At 66.6% G+C, this 15,600-nt stretch carries 20 protein-coding genes; 9 read left to right on the top strand and 11 right to left on the bottom strand.

The features are described 5' to 3' along the window. The first annotated feature begins 220 nt into the window (after nt 1–220). Nucleotides 221–1,510, top strand: coding sequence for a zinc metallochaperone AztD (gene aztD / locus ARTH_RS20850; RefSeq protein ID WP_043430150.1), 1,290 nt, complete (start codon nt 221–223; stop codon nt 1,508–1,510). Between the two features lie 103 nt (nt 1,511–1,613). Here the strand turns inward: aztD and ARTH_RS20845 are convergent, their stop codons facing one another. Beyond that, nucleotides 1,614–2,048, bottom strand: coding sequence for a DoxX family protein (locus ARTH_RS20845; RefSeq protein WP_011693929.1), 435 nt, complete (start codon nt 2,046–2,048; stop codon nt 1,614–1,616). Between the two features lie 149 nt (nt 2,049–2,197). On the opposite strand from ARTH_RS20845, the gene ARTH_RS20840 reads away from it, so the two are divergent. From ARTH_RS20840 to ARTH_RS20830, 3 genes are all read left to right on the top strand, one after another. Further along, nucleotides 2,198–3,574, top strand: coding sequence for an MATE family efflux transporter (locus ARTH_RS20840; protein WP_011693928.1), 1,377 nt, complete (start codon nt 2,198–2,200; stop codon nt 3,572–3,574). After that, nucleotides 3,571–4,167, top strand: a complete 597-nt coding sequence (locus tag ARTH_RS20835; protein WP_011693927.1) for a hypothetical protein — start codon at nt 3,571–3,573, stop codon at nt 4,165–4,167. The genes ARTH_RS20840 and ARTH_RS20835 overlap by 4 nt, the downstream gene beginning before the upstream one ends. An 82-nt stretch (nt 4,168–4,249) precedes the next feature. Further along, nucleotides 4,250–4,627, top strand: coding sequence for a hypothetical protein (locus ARTH_RS20830; RefSeq protein WP_011693926.1), 378 nt, complete (start codon nt 4,250–4,252; stop codon nt 4,625–4,627). Nucleotides 4,628–4,688: 61 nt separating this feature from the next. Here the strand turns inward: ARTH_RS20830 and ARTH_RS20825 are convergent, their stop codons facing one another. Then, nucleotides 4,689–5,231 carry a CGNR zinc finger domain-containing protein gene (locus ARTH_RS20825; protein WP_011693925.1) on the bottom strand — a complete coding sequence of 181 codons (543 nt, stop codon included), beginning with the start codon at nt 5,229–5,231 and terminating at the stop codon, nt 4,689–4,691. 71 nt (nt 5,232–5,302) lie between these two features. Here ARTH_RS20825 and ARTH_RS20820 point away from each other — a divergent pair, with 71 nt between their 5' ends. Further along, on the top strand, nt 5,303–6,376 hold the full coding sequence (locus ARTH_RS20820; protein WP_011693924.1) for an EamA family transporter: 1,074 nt from the start codon (nt 5,303–5,305) through the stop codon (nt 6,374–6,376). A 128-nt stretch (nt 6,377–6,504) separates the two neighbouring features. Here ARTH_RS20820 and ARTH_RS20815 read toward each other — a convergent pair whose 3' ends face one another. Next, nucleotides 6,505–6,768: a hypothetical protein gene (locus tag ARTH_RS20815; RefSeq protein ID WP_011691158.1), complete on the bottom strand. Its 264-nt coding sequence runs from the start codon at nt 6,766–6,768 to the stop codon at nt 6,505–6,507. Nucleotides 6,769–6,990: 222 nt separating this feature from the next. Between ARTH_RS20815 and ARTH_RS20810 the strand changes: the two genes are divergently transcribed. Further along, on the top strand, nt 6,991–7,263 hold the full coding sequence (locus ARTH_RS20810; RefSeq protein WP_011693923.1) for a DUF2277 domain-containing protein: 273 nt from the start codon (nt 6,991–6,993) through the stop codon (nt 7,261–7,263). On the opposite strand, the gene ARTH_RS20805 is transcribed toward ARTH_RS20810, so the two are convergent. The 7 genes from ARTH_RS20805 to ARTH_RS20775 all read right to left on the bottom strand — a co-directional run bounded on the left by ARTH_RS20805 (nt 7,260) and on the right by ARTH_RS20775 (nt 13,273). Beyond that, nucleotides 7,260–9,599 (bottom strand): heavy metal translocating P-type ATPase, encoded by a 2,340-nt coding sequence (locus ARTH_RS20805; protein ID WP_011693922.1) that lies wholly within the window; start codon nt 9,597–9,599, stop codon nt 7,260–7,262. The genes ARTH_RS20810 and ARTH_RS20805 overlap by 4 nt on opposite strands. Before the next feature lie 38 nt (nt 9,600–9,637). Continuing rightward, on the bottom strand, nt 9,638–9,868 hold the full coding sequence (locus ARTH_RS20800; protein WP_011693921.1) for a heavy-metal-associated domain-containing protein: 231 nt from the start codon (nt 9,866–9,868) through the stop codon (nt 9,638–9,640). Between the two features lie 94 nt (nt 9,869–9,962). Then, nucleotides 9,963–10,310 carry a metal-sensitive transcriptional regulator gene (locus ARTH_RS20795; RefSeq protein WP_011693920.1) on the bottom strand — a complete coding sequence of 116 codons (348 nt, stop codon included), beginning with the start codon at nt 10,308–10,310 and terminating at the stop codon, nt 9,963–9,965. A 75-nt stretch (nt 10,311–10,385) separates the two neighbouring features. Further along, complete coding sequence (locus ARTH_RS20790; protein ID WP_011693919.1) at nt 10,386–11,585, bottom strand: MFS transporter; 1,200 nt, start codon at nt 11,583–11,585, stop codon at nt 10,386–10,388. A gap of 209 nt (nt 11,586–11,794) precedes the next feature. Then, nucleotides 11,795–12,364, bottom strand: a complete 570-nt coding sequence (locus tag ARTH_RS20785) for a DinB family protein (protein ID WP_011693918.1) — start codon at nt 12,362–12,364, stop codon at nt 11,795–11,797. After that, nucleotides 12,361–12,867 carry a universal stress protein gene (locus ARTH_RS20780; protein ID WP_011693917.1) on the bottom strand — a complete coding sequence of 169 codons (507 nt, stop codon included), beginning with the start codon at nt 12,865–12,867 and terminating at the stop codon, nt 12,361–12,363. The genes ARTH_RS20785 and ARTH_RS20780 overlap by 4 nt, the downstream gene beginning before the upstream one ends. 73 nt (nt 12,868–12,940) lie before the next feature. After that, a complete protein-coding gene (locus ARTH_RS20775) occupies nt 12,941–13,273 on the bottom strand; it encodes a hypothetical protein (RefSeq protein ID WP_156810721.1) in 333 nt (110 codons plus the stop codon). A gap of 219 nt (nt 13,274–13,492) precedes the next feature. Here ARTH_RS20775 and ARTH_RS20770 point away from each other — a divergent pair, with 219 nt between their 5' ends. Genes ARTH_RS20770 through ARTH_RS20760 form a run of 3 tightly spaced genes read left to right on the top strand, consistent with a single transcriptional unit; the run spans nt 13,493 to nt 15,184 of the window. Continuing rightward, nucleotides 13,493–13,693, top strand: coding sequence for a hypothetical protein (locus ARTH_RS20770; protein ID WP_011693915.1), 201 nt, complete (start codon nt 13,493–13,495; stop codon nt 13,691–13,693). Between the two features lie 60 nt (nt 13,694–13,753). Beyond that, entirely contained in the window at nt 13,754–14,887 is a 1,134-nt protein-coding gene (locus tag ARTH_RS20765) for a WD40/YVTN/BNR-like repeat-containing protein (RefSeq protein ID WP_011693914.1), read from the top strand. A 9-nt stretch (nt 14,888–14,896) separates the two neighbouring features. Further along, the gene (locus tag ARTH_RS20760; protein ID WP_011693913.1) at nt 14,897–15,184 is read left to right on the top strand and encodes a MoaD/ThiS family protein; all 288 of its coding nucleotides are present in this window, start codon (nt 14,897–14,899) and stop codon (nt 15,182–15,184) included. Between the two features lie 5 nt (nt 15,185–15,189). Here the strand turns inward: ARTH_RS20760 and ARTH_RS20755 are convergent, their stop codons facing one another. Continuing rightward, complete coding sequence (locus ARTH_RS20755) at nt 15,190–15,426, bottom strand: hypothetical protein (RefSeq protein WP_011693912.1); 237 nt, start codon at nt 15,424–15,426, stop codon at nt 15,190–15,192. Nucleotides 15,427–15,600 lie beyond the last annotated feature (174 nt).

Raw genomic sequence — 15,600 nt, 5'->3', positions numbered from 1 at the left:
ACCGGCGGGTCCGAATGACACAAAGGCCGCAGAACCCGCCACATGCGGGCGGGGCCGCGGCGCGCCTTGTCAGGACAGGCGGGTAGTCCTGGACATGACTGTTCAGCTTGCCCTTCTAATGAGAATGACTATCATTTAGCTTATGAAGAATCAGCATAGCGTCAATCGCCGCCGCCTTAGACCCTCTTTTCCTCCACTTCGCCCGGCGCGGCGGCCCGGTTTGAGGGTTTCCCCTATCGGCGTTCCGGGAGCGGCGGGACTTGCCGTTGCCGCCCTCGTCCTGAGCGCTTGCGCCGCGGACCCGGGGCGGGGCGCTGACGGCGCCCAGTCGGGAGGCGGCGCGTCATCCGCCGGGCAGTCCACCGGGTCGTCCAGTGCAAGCCAGGAGGTCCCGGGCCCCGCGCTCAGGCTGGTATTGACTCATGCCGGGGGCATCACGGTGCTCGATGCCACCTCACTGGAGGTCGTGGGGGAGGCCGAGCTTACGGGCTTCAACAGATTGAACCCTGCGGGCGACGGCCGGCATGTCCTGGTGTCCACCGGAAACGCGTTCAGGGTGTTCGATGCGGGCGTGTGGACGGAGAAGCATGGTGATCACGGGCATTCCTACGCCGTTGAGCCGTCCCTCACGGCTGCCTCGTTCGAAGCCAGCAAGGCCGGCCACGCTGTCTTTCATTCCGGCCGGACCGCCCTCTTCAGCGATGGTTCCGGAAAGGTGGAGCTCTTCGACCCGGCAGGACTGGGGGAGAGTGCGGGTGTCCTTCCGGACAGTGATGTCTACACGACTGCGGAAGCCCATCATGGCGTAGCGGTGCCGCTCGAGGCGGGCAAACTCCTCGTCACGGTCGGAGACGAGGAGTCGAGGCGGGGGATTGCCGTGCTGGCAGCGGGAGCGGGGCAGGACCGCGCGGAACTGGTGCGCAACGAGGACTGCCCCGGCGTGCACGGCGAAGCAGCCGCAGGCCCGGATACAGTCGTGGTGGGCTGTGAAGACGGCATGCTGATCTACCGGGACGGGAAGATTTCCAAAGTGGCAAGCCCCGACGCCTACGGGCGGATGGGAAACCAGGCGGGTTCGCCCAGGTCGCCGGTGGTTCTGGGTGACTACAAAGTGGATAAGGATGCTGCGCTGGAACGGCCCACGCGCGTCTCGCTCGTCAATACGGAGACGGCCACCCTCCGGCTGGTGGAACTCGGTACGAGCTATTCGTTCCGCTCGCTGGGCAGGGGTGCCGCCGGCGAGGCCCTGGTCCTGGGGACCGACGGCGCCCTGCGTGTCATTGACCCATTGACCGGAAGCATCACCTCCACCATCCCCGTCGTTGACGCCTGGGAGGAATCGGAAACGTGGCAGGACCCGCGCCCGACGCTGTTTGTGCAGGGCTCCACCGCCTACGTCACGGAGCCTGCAGAAAGCGCGATCCATGCCGTGGACCTTGCCTCGGGCAAAGTAACCAAATCGGCGGAACTCGCGCACGTGCCCAACGAGCTGACGGGAGTCTCGGGCTAGCATTCCGGCGCGGGAATACTTCTACATGGTGGATGCAACGACGCCGGGCCAGCCACGTGAGTGGCCGGCCCGGCGTCGCGCATGGTCTTTGGCGCTTCCCGCCTTACGCGAGGATGCGGAGCTTCGAGTTGCTGCGGCCGAACAGTGCCTGGTCGACGGCCAGCCTGCCGGCGCCGGTGAGGGCAATGGCCAGCGCTCCGGCTGCAAGCAGCAGCACCAGTTCATAACCGCCCGTTGCGGCGAAGACACCGGCGGAGGCGTGCACAAGAAACAGGGCGCCGAGCATGTCCACAGCGAGAAGGGCTGCGAAAACGCGGGTCAGTACGCCCAGGACCAGCGCGATTCCACCCACAAGCTCGAGAGTGGCCACGGCAGGGGCTGCCAGCTCAGCGGCCGGCACGCCCATCTTGGCGAACGAGACCTGGGTGCCGGCGATGGTCCATTCGTTGAACTTCTGCCAGCCGTGGGCTGCGAACAGGAAGCCCGCTATGACGCGCAGGATAGTGAGTGCTGTGGTGGTCAGTGTGGACTGGGTCATGGGAATTTCACCATTTCGAGGTCGGGAGCATTGCCGTGCGCCCTCTTCGGACGCGGTTGAAGCTTCAATACTCAACCTTGCCAGCTAGTTAGTTGAAGAGTCAACTAATAGGGTCGGCTGTGACAGGTCTCTCCAGCTAGGCTGGCTCCGTGCCAGAATCACGTGCCACCTCCCGGACTGTTCCCGCCAGCCGAAACGCCCGGGAAATCCTCCGCCTCGCCGTGCCGGCATTCGGCGCCCTCATCGCGGAACCGCTCTTTCTGTTGGCTGACTCGGCCATAGTGGGCCACCTCGGCGTGTCCCAGTTGGCGGGGGTGGGGCTGGCGTCGGCAGTGCTGCATACGGCCGTGGGCCTCATGGTGTTCCTTGCATACTCCACCACCCCTGCAGTTGCCCGGGCCATCGGCGAGGGCAAGCTTCCCAAAGCCCTCGCGGCAGGACGGGACGGTGTCTGGCTGGCGCTTGTCCTGGGCCTAATGCTGGCGGCGGCAGGGTTCGCCGGCGCCGAAGTGCTCGTTGACCTGATGGGCGCTACGGGCGACGTCCGCCGGTTCGCCGTGGACTACCTCCGCTGGTCCATGCCCGGGCTCGTGGCCATGCTGCTGATCTTCGCCGGGACCGGTGTGTTGCGTGGCCTCCAGGACACCCGGACCCCCTTGGCGGTGGCCTCTGCAGGGTTCACCCTGAACGTCCTCCTCAACCTGGCGTTGGTTTACGGCCTGGGCTGGTCCGTGACCGGTTCCGCCGTGGGCACCAGCATTGCCCACTGGGCCATGGCCCTGGTGTACCTGGTGATCGTCCGTCGCAATGCGCGTGATCACGGGGTTTCACTCCGTCCGGACTGGCGGGGCGTGCGTGCCATGACCAAAGTGGGGTCCTGGCTTATGCTTCGGACGCTCAGCCTGAGGATCGCGATCCTCGCGACCGTGCTGGTGGTCACGGCCCAGGGCCCGGTGAACCTGGCCGCCCACCAGTTGGCCATGACCATCTTCACCTTCCTGGCCTTCGCCCTGGATGCCCTGGCCATTGCCGCCCAGGCCCTGATCGGCAAGGAACTGGGAGCGGCAAACCCTGCCGCGGTGCGGGACCTGACCCGGACCATGATCCGCTGGGGTGCTTGGTTCGGGGTGATCACGGGAGTGCTGCTGGCGGCTGCGGCTCCGTGGGCCGGCGCCTTGTTCACGTCCGACGCCGGCGTCCAGTCCGCACTGATGCTCGCCCTGTGGGTGCTCGCCGCCGGACAGCCCGTGGCGGGCTATGTCTTCGTACTGGACGGCGTCCTGATAGGCGCCGGCGACGCGAAATACCTGGCGATTGCCGGCGTCGTGAACCTCGCGGTGTACCTGCCGCTGCTGGCAGCCGTCCGACTCGCCCATGTCGACGGTGCCGCCGGGCTGGCGTGGCTGTGGGTGGCCTTTTCGCTGGGTTACATGTCCGCCCGGGCGGTAACGCTGGGACTACGGGCAAGGACTGACAAGTGGATGGTTCTCGGGTCGAATCCGCTGCGCACTAAACTGGATCCGTGACCCTTCCCGCAACTCCTTCCGATCCCGCTGCCCTGACCGCTCCTGCTGCGGACCTGTGGAAGCCCGTGCTCACCAGGGCCCTGCTTGCCCTTGCCTTCGGTGCGGTGACGGTCTTCTGGGCGTCCCCGTCGGCGTCCGAAATGGGCTGGACCGGCGGGCTCTACTTGCTGGCGACCGGCGTCATACTGATCCGCGGAATCGGGAAGTTTGGCTTGGCGGCCAGGCAGCCGGCCGGCAAGGTCATGGCAGCCGCCGGGGCAGTCCTCACCGGTGCCGGTGTGGCCGTGGCGTTCCTGGGCAGTGAACTGGTGTTCGGTGTCCTGGCGGCCCTGGGCCTGGGCCTGCTGGGAGCTGCGGAACTCTACCTCGGTTTCCTGTACCGCGGACGCAGTGTCCTGGCGCGCGACTGGCTTGCCTCCGGGGTGATCGGGCTGGGGACTGCGGTGGCCCTGCCGTTCTTCATCAGCCTCGGAGCGCATGCGCTGCTGGGAGTGGCCGGTGGCGGAGCGATCATTTCGGGGGTTCTCTGGATCCTGGCCGGCCTGACCCTGCGGCACGATGCGCGGTCTGTTTCCAGCGAGGCCGTAAACTAGTAGGGAACGGTTCTACTTCGCGTAGAACAATCGCTTGACTTAAGCGGCAGGGCCCAGGCCGTGCTGCACGGGAGGAAACACCTTGGCACAGCAGAAACCAGGAGAACCGCGAAACTTGCGGACCTCGGTCAAGGGACCCCTCATGTTCTCCGCATTCTGGGCTGTCCTGGCCTTCTTTGCCGTGCTGATCTTCGCCTCCGGCGGCAGCGCCCGGTCCCCTCGTTTCGATCTCGCCTTCACGGGTGCGGGGATTGCGTTCATCGTGACCCTGGTCATCGCGGCGATGCTTTCCATGAGCCACAAGGACAATGCCGACCACCTGGGTAAGGGGTCCGGCGTCAACCTGAGTTCCAAGAAGTCTTCCGGCCATGGCGGCTATTCGGCGCGTCCGGACGCGCAGACTCCCGGTGCGCAGGCTCCCGGTGCGCCGGATGCCGCACCCGGCGCCGATCCCCGCTAGATCCTCCGGGGGCTTCCCCGGCACCAGTTCCCTCAAGCAACGCTTCTTCCGCCACGCGTCCCTAGGACGCGGCTTTCCGTGCGCGGTAGGCGGCCACGTGTGCCCGATTGGCGCAGTTTCCGGTATCGCAATACCGCTTGGACCTGTTCCGGCTGAGGTCCAGCACGACGGCGTCGCAATCCTCCGCGGCGCACACCAGCATCCGGTCCATCTCCTTGCTGCGGATCACGTCCGCCAGCGCCATGGCGGCCTCGGTGCCCATCCGGTCCGCCAGCGGGGCCTCGCGGGTAGTGGCGTGCAGGTGCCAGTCCCATTCGTCGTGCTTGATCAGCTGCGGAAGGGCATTGGCTTCGCGGAGCAGGCGGTTCACCGTCCCGACGGCCGCGTCCTCGTCCATGGTCCAGAGCTCGGTGAGCTGGCTCCGCAACTTATGGACGCTGGCCAGTTCAGCCGCGTCCCGTGACCTCGCACCGGAGAAGCCCTCAGCCAGGAGGAAGCGGTCCAGGTCCGCGATCGTGGCGAGATGTTCTTCGCCGTTAGCCGCGCTGTTGATCAGTCCCACAACGGTGCGAAGTGCCACTTCAGTGTCAGGGGCAAAAACCATCTTGACTCCTTACAGGGGCGGGGCGTAATGTCATGACCATTACCCCACTTTACTCCTGACAGGAGGCAGCCGTGCCTGCCGCAAGCAAACGCGCCGATGCGTCCTTCCAGGGCGCCGCGCCCAGGGTCGGCGCCCCCCGCCGGCCGGCTGCCGGGTTCCTGGCATCCGGGCTCGGCGTGGCGCTATTCTCTTCAGCCGTCTTCGGCCTTTCCGGATCTTTTGCCAAGGCCCTGCTCGAAACCGGGTGGACTCCGGGTGCGGCCGTGACCGCGCGCCTGACCGGGGCAGCCCTCATCCTCGCGATCCCGGCAGTGCCCGCACTGCACGGCCGCTGGCGCCAGCTGAGGGACAACTGGCTGACCATCCTGCTGTTCGGGCTCATCGGGGTCGCAGCCTGCCAGCTGTTCTACTTCAACGCCGTCGAGCGGCTCTCCGTGGGCGTTGCCCTGCTGCTGGAGTACCTGGCCCCGGTGATCATCGTCCTCTGGCTGTGGGCCGCGAGCCGACGGCGTCCGCGCCCGCTCACCATTGCGGGAACGCTGCTTTCGCTGGGCGGACTCATCCTGGTGCTGGACCTTACCGGTGCCGTGAAGATCGACGTCGTCGGCGTCCTGTGGGGAGTCGCCGCAGCCGTCTGCCTGGCGATCTATTTCTTCATCACTGCAAAGGAAAATGACACCCTCCCGCCGATCGTCCTCGCATCCGGCGGCCTGATGGTGGGCGCCGTGGTGATGTGGCTGGCGGCTGCCACCGGACTTCTGCCGATGGCGTTCAGCACGGCGGACACCAAACTGGGGCCGTGGGTCACACCGTGGTGGGTTTCGCTGGGCGGCCTAATCATCCTTGCCACGGTCCTCGCGTACGTCTCGGGCATCGTTGCCGCGCGGGCGCTCGGTTCAAAGGTTGCATCATTCGTGTCGCTCACCGAGGTGCTTTTCGCCGTCATCTGGGCGTGGCTCCTGCTCGGTGAACTGCCCGGTCCTATCCAGCTCCTCGGCGGTGTGCTGATTGTTGGCGGCGTCGTTCTGGTCCGCGTGGACGAGCTCCGCGGGCCGCGGGTAGCGCCGGCCTCTTCAGGCGGACCCGGTGCAGCGCCGGTGCCGGCGCCGCTGGACCACGCGAACGACGTCGAACCCGTCCCCTAATCTGCACCACGCGAATCTGCACCACGCGGCGGTCATCGCGTTAAGCGGCTTCGGTTTAAAGGCGGATGCCCCGGACGCTTTGTTGCGTCCGGGGCATCCGTTTCAGCGTTGCCAGCGGCGGGCGTTCCCTAGCGGGAAGCCTCTTCCTGCTGGGCGGCGTTCTTGCTGGCCTGCTTGCCGGCTTCTTCCAGTGCCCGGGCCACGCGGGCCAGGTCCGTTACGTGGCGGCCGGACCATTCGCTGCGGAACTTCTCCGCGTCCGGGCCCTTCCAGTCGGTGCTGTCAAGAGCTTTCGTCAGCTGCGACTTAGCCTTCTCGATCTCGGACGAACCAGCCTGAAGCTTGGTTCCGAGCGCCTTGAGCTGAGCAATGTCTGCACCCCAAATAGCCATTAGTTTTCTCCTTCAGTCAACGGACCCGATCCGATCGGCATCCCCAGCGGCCCCCGGCTCATCCGGAAGATCCATTACCTAGAAACTATCCCGCGGCCCGGTCACTGTCGATGGGCACCGCTCCCCATGCAGCCCTACCCGTGAGGGCAGCTGCCGGGCCAGTGGTATCCGTACTAGGCTTCGGACCTCGATCCCAGGCGGTCCAGAGCCTAGCATGGGACTATGTGCCGCAATATCCGGACCCTGCATAACTTTGAGCCCCATGCCACGTCGGCCGAGGTGGAAGCCGCTGCGCTGCAGTACGTGCGCAAGATCAGTGGCAGTACCAAACCGTCGAAAGCCAACGAGGAGGCGTTCAACCGCGCCGTGCACGAGATCGCGCACGCCACCCAGCACCTGCTCGATTCCCTGGTGACACATGCCCCGGCCAAGGACCGGGAAGAGGAAGCCGCCAAGGCCCGTGCCAAGGCGGCCGTCCGCTTCGGCGCCGCCTAAGCGCCCCGGCCGCCGGTCTTGCCGAAGCTGCGAAGCCGGAGCGAATTGGCCACCACCAGCACCGAGCTCGCTGCCATGGCTGCGCCGGCGATCATCGGATTCAGCAACCCCAGTGCCGCCACGGGTATACCGACTGCGTTATAGAAGAACGCCCAGAACAGGTTGGCTTTGATGGTGGCCAGCGTTCGGCGGGACAGTTCGATGGCCTGAGCCACTTGTCCCAGGTCATTGCCCATCACGGTCAGGTCCGCGGCTTCGATGGCCACGTCGGTGCCCGACCCCATGGCTATGCCCAGATCGGCCTGGGCCAGGGCTGCTGCATCATTCACGCCGTCTCCGGCCATTGCAACGGTTGCGCCGCCAGCCTGCAGTTTCCGCACGGCGTCGACCTTGCCCTCCGGCAGGACCCCCGCGAACACATCTTCCGGAGGGATGCCGACGGCGGTGGCCACCTGCTCGGCCACTGCGGCATTGTCCCCGGTCAGCAGGATCGGCCGGAGGCCCAGCTGCTTCAGCCGTGAAATCGCGGCAGCCGATCCGGGCTTGATGGTGTCGCGCAGGGAGACTATGCCCGCAGGTTCCCCGTCCACGGCAACCCAGATGGCGGTGGCACCGGATTCTTCGGCGGCCCCGAGTGCCTCCTGCTGTTCCGTCGTGACCGTTATGTCGTTGTCCCGCAGCCAGCCCGTCCGTCCGGCGATGACCAGCCGGCCTTGCACGGTTCCGGATACCCCGCCTCCCGGCGCGGAACGGAAGTGTTCGACGGCGGGAAGCCGCCCGCCGTCGTTCCTGCGCTCCGCGGAGAGCGCAGCAGCCGCAATGGCCTGGGCCACGGGGTGCTCGGAGGCGGCCTCGACGGCGCCCGCAAGGCGCAGCACTTCGGCGCTGCTGTACGTGCCGAAGGCCAGCGTGCCGTACACGGCCAGGTGGCCGGTGGTCACGGTGCCGGTCTTGTCCAGCAGGATGGTATCCACGGTGCGGGTATCTTCAAGCACCTGGGGGCCTTTGATCAGGATCCCCAGCTGCGCCCCGCGGCCCGTGCCGGTCAGGAGGCCCACCGGCGTGGCCAGGCCCAGGGCGCAAGGGCAGGCGATGACCAAAACCGCCACAGCCGCCGTGAACGCCGCGCGGATTTCGGCAGGCTCAATCACCGGGCCGCTGAAGACGATCCAGAGCACGAACGTGAGGACGGCGATGGCCAGCACAATCGGAACGAACACCGCACTGATGCGGTCCGCCAGGCGGGCGATGGGGGCCTTTCCGGTCTGCGCCCGGGCAACCAGCCGGGCCATCTGGGCCAGCGTGGTTTCGGATCCGACCCGGGTGGCACGGACCAGCAGGCGGCCGGAGGTGTTGATCGTGGCCCCGGTGACAGGGCTGCCCGGAGCCACCTCGACGGGTACCGACTCGCCCGTCACCAGGGAGGTGTCCACGGCCGAGGCACCGTCAACCACCACGCCGTCCGTGGCGATTTTCTCGCCGGGGCGGACCACTACGACGTCGCCCACCATGAGTTGGTCGGCGGGAATCCTGAGCTCGGCGCCGTCAACCAGGACCGCGGCATCCTTGGCGCCCAGGTTCAGCAGCGCCTTCAGGGCGTCGCCCGCCTTCTGCTTCGCGTTGGCTTCCAAGAAGCGGCCCAGCAGCAGGAACGTGGTGACCACGGAGGCCACCTCGAAGTACAGTCCGCCCGTACCCATCTCCATGCCGGGGTGTTCGGTCATGCGGGGATCGGCCAGCAACTGCCAGGCGGAGAACAGGTAAGCGGCCGTGACGCCGAGGGAGACCAGGGTGTCCATAGTGGATGCGAAGTGCCGGGCGTTGATGGCCGCAGCGCGGTGGAACGGCCAGGCCGCCCACGTCACCACCGGCAAGGCGAGCACCCCCGCCACCCAGCCCCAGTTGGAGAACTGGAACGCCGGAACCATCGATATCGCGAACACCGGGACGGTGAGGATGGCGGCAACGATGAGCCGCGTTTTAAGTTGGGCAGCGGCGGCAGGGTGCGTTAGGTGGTCGCCGTCCGCGGGCGGCCCACCGCTTGTGGTTGAGCCGGCCGAAATCTCAGCGTCGCCACCCCGTCTCGGGTAGCGCGGGGGCCGCACCCGGGCTTTGTAGCCTGCCGCCTCTACCGTGGCCGTGATCTGTTCGTCGGTGATGCCGGCGGGGACCGTGACCTGGGCCGATTCGAGGGGCAGGTTTACCGAGGCTTCGACGCCGTCGAGCTTTCCGAGCTTGCGTTCCACCCGGCCGACGCATGAAGCGCAGGTCATGCCTTCGATGTCGAGTTCGATGACCCGGGTTCCCGGCTGGTGCAGCAGTTGCTCGTTACTCACGGCGTGTCCTCAATTCGGGTGGGATGGGTTCGTGCGGTTCAGGCCTCGTTGGCCACCACCAGGTAACCGGCCTCGGCTACGGCTTCGCCGATCTCGGAACGGGAAAGGGCCTTATCGGATGTGATGGTGACGGTGGAGATGCCGCCGGCGTTGAGGTCGACGTCGACCGTTTCCACGCCTTCCAGTGCTTCCAGTTCTTCGCTCACGGAGGACACGCAGTGTCCGCAGGTCATGCCGGACACGTTCACGGTGGTGGATACGGGGCTCATGGTTTGCTCCTCTTTCTCGGTGGTGCCGGTGGCACCGGTGGCACCGGATGGACCCGGTCGGGTCATCCGGATGGTGTGGTGGGTGGGATGACCGCTACCGCAGCAGGCGCCCGATGGCATCGGTGGCCTCCTTGACCTTGAAGTCGATGGCTTCCGCGCGGAGTTCCGGGTCCGGTTCGGAGGCGGCACCCACGACGCAGTGACCGATGTGCTCCTCGACGAGGCCCAGGCTCACTGCGTGCAGGGCCTTGTTCACGGCCGCAACCTGGGTGAGGATGTCGATGCAGTACTTGTCCTCATCCACCATCCTGGCGATGCCGCGGACCTGGCCTTCAATGCGTTTGAGCCGGCGCAGGTATGCCTCTTTGTTCGAGGTGTAGCCATGCTGGGGGACGGTTCCGGCGTCCACGGTCCGGGGTCCGGCGTCTTCTGCTGAGTCCATGTCCTCAAGATATACCCCTAAGGGGTATATGACAAGTACCCCCGGGGGTATGGTGTGCGACTGCCGGGCCGGATGTCACGGTTTGGCGGCCGGTTCCGGCGACGGCGCCCGGCGGCCGATGCTGCCGACGCCGAGCAGGGACGCGGCGGTGACGGCCGCGGCAAGGACTCCGAGGCCCAGCGGCAGAGCTGAAGCTGTAGCCACGGCGCCAACCAGGAGCGGACCACCGGCGTCGCCAAGCTCCCGTCCCAGCTCGGCTGTTCCCATGGTCCTTCCCAAACGCTCAGGCGGAGTGGTGGCGGCAAGGTGCGCGAAGCCCAGCGGCGTGGCAACACCGATTCCCGTGCCGATGGCCGCCGCAGCGCAAAAAATGGTGACCGGTCCCGGAAGCAGTGCCACCGCGGCGATTCCGGCCGCCGTCAGCAGCAGCCCGGCTGTCATGCCGGGGCCGTCATGGAGCCGGCCCCCGTCACGCAGGCGGCCGATCCAGGGTTGGGTGGCAGCGGACGCGAGTGCCAGCACGCTGACCGCGGCAACGGCCGCCACAGGGTCCAGGCCGTGCCGCGTTGCCAGCGCAGGGAGGAAGCCGATGGCTGTGCCCAGGGCCCCGGTGGCTGCCGCAAGAACGAGCGTAGGCACGAGGAAGCTCCGATGGGTTACCTGGCGGGCAAGATCCAACAGCGTGTACCGCGGGCGGGGCAGAGGGGCCAGCTGCGGCAGCGTCACCATCGCCCACACCGCAGTGGCCGCCGCGAGGATGGCCAGGGCGGCAAAGAGAAGGGTGAAGCCGCCCAGGAAGATCAGGCCGGCACCGATCAGCGGGCCCGCGACGTAGCCCAGGCTTTTCCACGAGCCGTAGCGGCCGAAATACGTTCCTGCGTTGCGGCCGGCAAGCCTGGCCACCATCGCCGAGGACGCCGGGGAAAACGCCGAGGCGGCGGCGCCCTGGCCGATCCGGGCGAGCCCGAGCATCAGGGGGTTGGAGCCCCACAATCCGATCAACGACATCAGCGCAAACGCGAAAAGCCCTGCCACGACCACCGGCTTTGTGCCGATGCGGTCGCTCAAAGCTCCGAAGACCGGTTTCAGCACCACCTCGGCGAGGTCGTAAACAGCCAGGAGGACGCCCAGATTGAGCAGGCTCAGGCCGATATCACCGCTGTGGGCGCCCATCCCGGCTGCGATGCTGTGGGCACCAAAGGCTGTGACAAAGCCTGCGGCGTACAGTGGCGCGGTGACGGCTGCGGTCGGCGTGGGGATTGGCGCTGTGGTCACGGGATTGCTCCTGGCATGCGGCCGGCGCCGCTTTTCGCTTGACTATCCCCGGAATCCGGCCTGGCATTAAAAAGCTCCGGAGTGCGTTATTGGGGGATACGCACTCCGGAGCAGCTTCTGGGGCAGGTCCAACATCTTCCTGCGAACTCCAGCTTACGTGGCGGTAGCGGTGAGCGCCACCACCTTGAATAACTACTTTCGCTTTACTTTCACAGGGTCTTTCGTCCTGTCTTCCTGCCCCTTGTCTCTTGAGGCTGACTCCCGCCCAGGCTGAGCTGGGTGGCATGGAAGTCGAAATGTTCGATGGGATAGGCGTAGACCTCTGCCAAGGACATCCAGGGTGTGAAGAACGGGTCCCAACGGTCCGGAAAGGACATCCCGCGGGCCATCGCGGCGGCTGTCTCGCGCCGCATCCGCCGCTCAAGGGAGCGCGTCACCCGCCGGAGCTTCGCGGCCATCCGCCTGCGGTTGTACACGCGGGCCGCAGCCTTGGATCCGAGGTAATTGACGACGTCGAACGGTGCGGTTCCGGCATTCAGCATCCACGCAAACCCCCGGCTTAAAGGCGCCGGGAGCACCCCGAAGATCCGTACCAGGGGCAACAGCGCCTGCACCACCATGTAGCCGAAAACCATGTGGAACAGAAGCTCCTCGTTGGTCCAGCGGGTGCCGGCGCTGGTGCGGCGGAGGTCCGCGTCGGACGCGGAGGCCAGCCACCGCTCGAGTTCCCTGCAGTTGCGCTCATAGCCATGCAGGACCTTGCCCGGAACGGCGGTCACGCGGGGGTGTCCCGGTGGGCGCCCATATGTGCCGGGACCACCAGGACGGGGCGGTCCTGGTGGTGGGTCAGCCACGCAGCCACGGAACCGTTGAGGGCTGCCGAGAGGCGGTGGCCCAGACCGCGCTCGGGTGTTCCCACAATGATCATGGAGGCGTTGGCCTCCGCTGCCACACGCCCCAGGGCGCGGGCGGGGTCCCCGGACAGGATCCGCAGTGTCCATTCCACCGATTTCGATGCGCAGGCGGCCCCCACGACGCCGCGGAGCTCTTCGCTCACGGCCCGGACGTCGGCGTCGTCCTTGTCCGGATGCAGGGACAGCCGGTGCGCTGACCGCGCCGGGTCCCACTCGACCAGGTAGCTTGCCTCGTCCACGTAGGCGCACAACAACGGAACGCCCAGTTTTTCTGCGAGGCCGGTAGCCGAGTGCAGTACCTCTGCGTGCTGGCCGGGCAGCACTCCGACCACCAGGGGAGGCGGACCGCTGAAGCGTTCAGGAGACATACTCCATTGTGGCCCCGCGTGCATTCATTGAACAGCGCGGCCACGCAGCACTGCCTGCGCCGGGGCGGCTTAGTCAGGGCCGCCCTCCGGAGCCTCCAGCGCAGGCTTGGGGCGCCGCCAGGTGAGGGTCACCGTGAAGTTTGAGCTGGTGCTGGCGGCGGCAATGAACGCCCCGGCTTCGGCCCACGCCCCGCACTGGAAGTTCGGCGACCGGCGTGGTCCGGCGGGCAGCCACGGCCGAGGCCAGGACCGTGGACTCCAGTTCCGCGCGGCGTGCCAGGATCCCGTCCACATCCAGCCTCAACAGCCCCGACGCATTGCCGCCTGCCGGGGCCTGAACGACGCGCACGGTGTACTCACCCGGCTCGGAACCTGATGCGAGTTCGAGTTCTATGTCGCCGTCCATGACAACCTTCTCAGTGCCGTGCGGAGCCTCCACAGCGGGCCTCCGACGCCTGTGGTGCGGGTGCGCGGGGCAGGCCCACAAGACAAGATTGACGCAGTGGAAGTGCCGGCACAAGGGTCAACGGGCGCGCGGCCCGGGAACGGAGCGCCACGGCCGTTGGACCCTTGTACACCCCCTCGCCGCGGATTAACGTTGACGCATAAGGAGAGGTGGTCCGCGGTGGAAATCTACATGTGGTGGCTTGATCTGGACCTGGCCAGCAAGGAATGGCTGCGCGAGAATCTGCGCGCGGACGAACTGCCGTTGTTTGTGCTTCAAGGGATTGCCGAGGCCGGCGGACCGCACCCGGACACCGCTACGGGAGTCCTCACGAACGCGGACTGGGACTTCATCGAGACGCAGTCTGAATTCGTGGACTGACCCTGCAGGGCGCATAACGTCGCGCAAAAACCATTGCGGCCTCCGGGTCTGAGTGGTTGCATGGGGTGCATGGCCACCGAACAGAGTTATGTCCTAGCAATCGGAACCAAAAAAGGGCTGTGGCTGGCGACCAGCCACGACCGGCAGACATGGTCCATGTCCGGCCCTCATTTCCTGATGAGCGAAGTCCCCAGCATCGGCATCGACACCCGCGACGGCCGTACCCGGATCATGGTGGGTGTCCGCTCCGAGCACTGGGGGCCCACTGTCGCGCACTCGGATGACCTCGGCGCGACATGGACCGAGCCGGAACAGGGCGCCATTAAGTTCCCGGACGGCACTGACGCCGCGGTGGAGCGCATCTGGCAGATTTACCCGGACGCCGAATCCCGCCCCGGGGTTGTCTGGGCCGGGGCCGAACCCATTTCCGTGTGGAAGTCCACGGACGGGGGCGAACACTTCGAACTCAACCGCGGACTCTGGGACCACCCGCACCGCAGCGAATGGGGTGCAGGGTACGGCGGAGCGGCCGCGCACTCAATCGTCGTCAATCCCTCCGGGGAAAATGTGCACGTAGCCATGAGCACCGGCGGCGTTTACCGCTCGCTCGACGGCGGTTCCTCCTGGGAGCCGCGGAACAAGGGAATCTCTGCGTACTTCATGCCTGATCCCAACCCCGAGTTCGGCCAGTGCGTGCACAAGATCGCGGCCGATGCCGCCGTCGAGGGCCGGCTGTACGCCCAGAACCATCACGGCGTGTACCGCACGGATGACAACGGAGAGAACTGGGATTCGATAGCGGAAGGACTTCCGGCCGATTTTGGCTTTGTGATGCTCACCCATCCCCGGCGGGCAGGCACGGCGTGGGTGGTCCCGCTAAAGGCCGACGGCGAACGCATTCCGCCGGACGGGAAGCTGGCAGTACACCGGACGGACGATGCCGGGCAGACCTGGAAACGCCTTGATTCCGGGCTGCCGCAGGGCGAATACAACGCGGTGCTCCGTGACGCTGCCTCGGTTGATTCCGCGGAACCGGCCGGGGTGTACTTCGGAACGCGCGGAGGCTCGGTCTACGCCAGCCCGGACGAGGGCGAGCACTTCACCGAAGTGGCGTCACATCTTCCGGACGTCCTGTGCGTCCGCGCTGCGGTAGTGTCCGCGGCCCTGGTGCCAGACGCTCCGGTACCCGTTTAAGGGTCCGTTGTGGCTGACATCAGCGTGGTGCTGCCCAGTGTCCTCCAGCCGCTCGCCGGCGGGCAGTCCATCCTGACTACGCCCGCCGACGGTGCGGTGACTGTGGGGTTGCTGCTTGACTCGCTGGCCGGGGATTATCCGGTGCTTGCGAGGCGGTTGAGGGATGAGACCGGTGCCCTCCGCCGCTACGTGAATATTTACGTGAACGGGGACGAGGTCCGGCGCTTGCGGGGACTGGAAACTGAAGTGGCTGCCGGCCAGGAGGTGGTGATCATCCAGTCCGTGGCCGGCGGCTGAAGGGCTCAGGCTACTCGCCAAATGCTGCATTCGTCCGAATTGATCGCTTTGCGCATCCCGGTCTGACGGTCCATGATCCATACAACGCCGATGCCCGGCGCAGTTTCCTGCACGCGGCCCCGACGGATCACCACATCGTCATAGCTGGGACCCACGGAGAGGCGGGCTTCAATCTCGTCGCCGCGGTGCAGCTGGTCCAGGGCGCGAACGCGGGTCACATGGGTTTTGGCTTCCTTCAACATGGCGGGGCCTCCTGAGCTGGAGCTTGTGCTGTTGCCTGCAATTGCCGGCACATCCAGTGTCCTGCGCCATTGTTGCCGCCGCGTTTCACGCCGGTAATGGCCGCGTTAGCTTTCCGCGCCCGCGACGTTTCCGTGCCCCGAAGCAGCTGAAGGAAGCCCACCGCCGCGGCTGAT

Source organism: Arthrobacter sp. FB24, from assembly GCF_000196235.1.
GTDB lineage: Bacteria > Actinomycetota > Actinomycetes > Actinomycetales > Micrococcaceae > Arthrobacter.
The sequence above is the reverse complement of the archived record's forward strand: the minus strand, read 5'-3'. Positions and strand labels throughout refer to the sequence as shown.

Bases quoted from the DNA above. Each gene is read 5' to 3' on its own strand.
- ARTH_RS20845 (WP_011693929.1), bottom strand. From the start codon at position 2,048: ATGACCCAGTCCACACTGACCACCACAGCACTCACTATCCTGCGCGTC.
- ARTH_RS20825 (WP_011693925.1), bottom strand. From the start codon at position 5,231: ATGGTTTTTGCCCCTGACACTGAAGTGGCACTTCGCACCGTTGTGGGA.
- ARTH_RS20815 (WP_011691158.1), bottom strand. From the start codon at position 6,768: ATGGCTATTTGGGGTGCAGACATTGCTCAGCTCAAGGCGCTCGGAACC.
- ARTH_RS20810 (WP_011693923.1), top strand. From the start codon at position 6,991: ATGTGCCGCAATATCCGGACCCTGCATAACTTTGAGCCCCATGCCACG.
- ARTH_RS20800 (WP_011693921.1), bottom strand. From the start codon at position 9,868: ATGAGCCCCGTATCCACCACCGTGAACGTGTCCGGCATGACCTGCGGA.
- ARTH_RS20795 (WP_011693920.1), bottom strand. From the start codon at position 10,310: ATGGACTCAGCAGAAGACGCCGGACCCCGGACCGTGGACGCCGGAACC.
- ARTH_RS20780 (WP_011693917.1), bottom strand. From the start codon at position 12,867: ATGTCTCCTGAACGCTTCAGCGGTCCGCCTCCCCTGGTGGTCGGAGTG.
- ARTH_RS20775 (WP_156810721.1), bottom strand. From the start codon at position 13,273: ATGGACGGCGACATAGAACTCGAACTCGCATCAGGTTCCGAGCCGGGT.
- ARTH_RS20765 (WP_011693914.1), top strand. From the start codon at position 13,754: ATGGGGTGCATGGCCACCGAACAGAGTTATGTCCTAGCAATCGGAACC.
- ARTH_RS20755 (WP_011693912.1), bottom strand. From the start codon at position 15,426: ATGTTGAAGGAAGCCAAAACCCATGTGACCCGCGTTCGCGCCCTGGAC.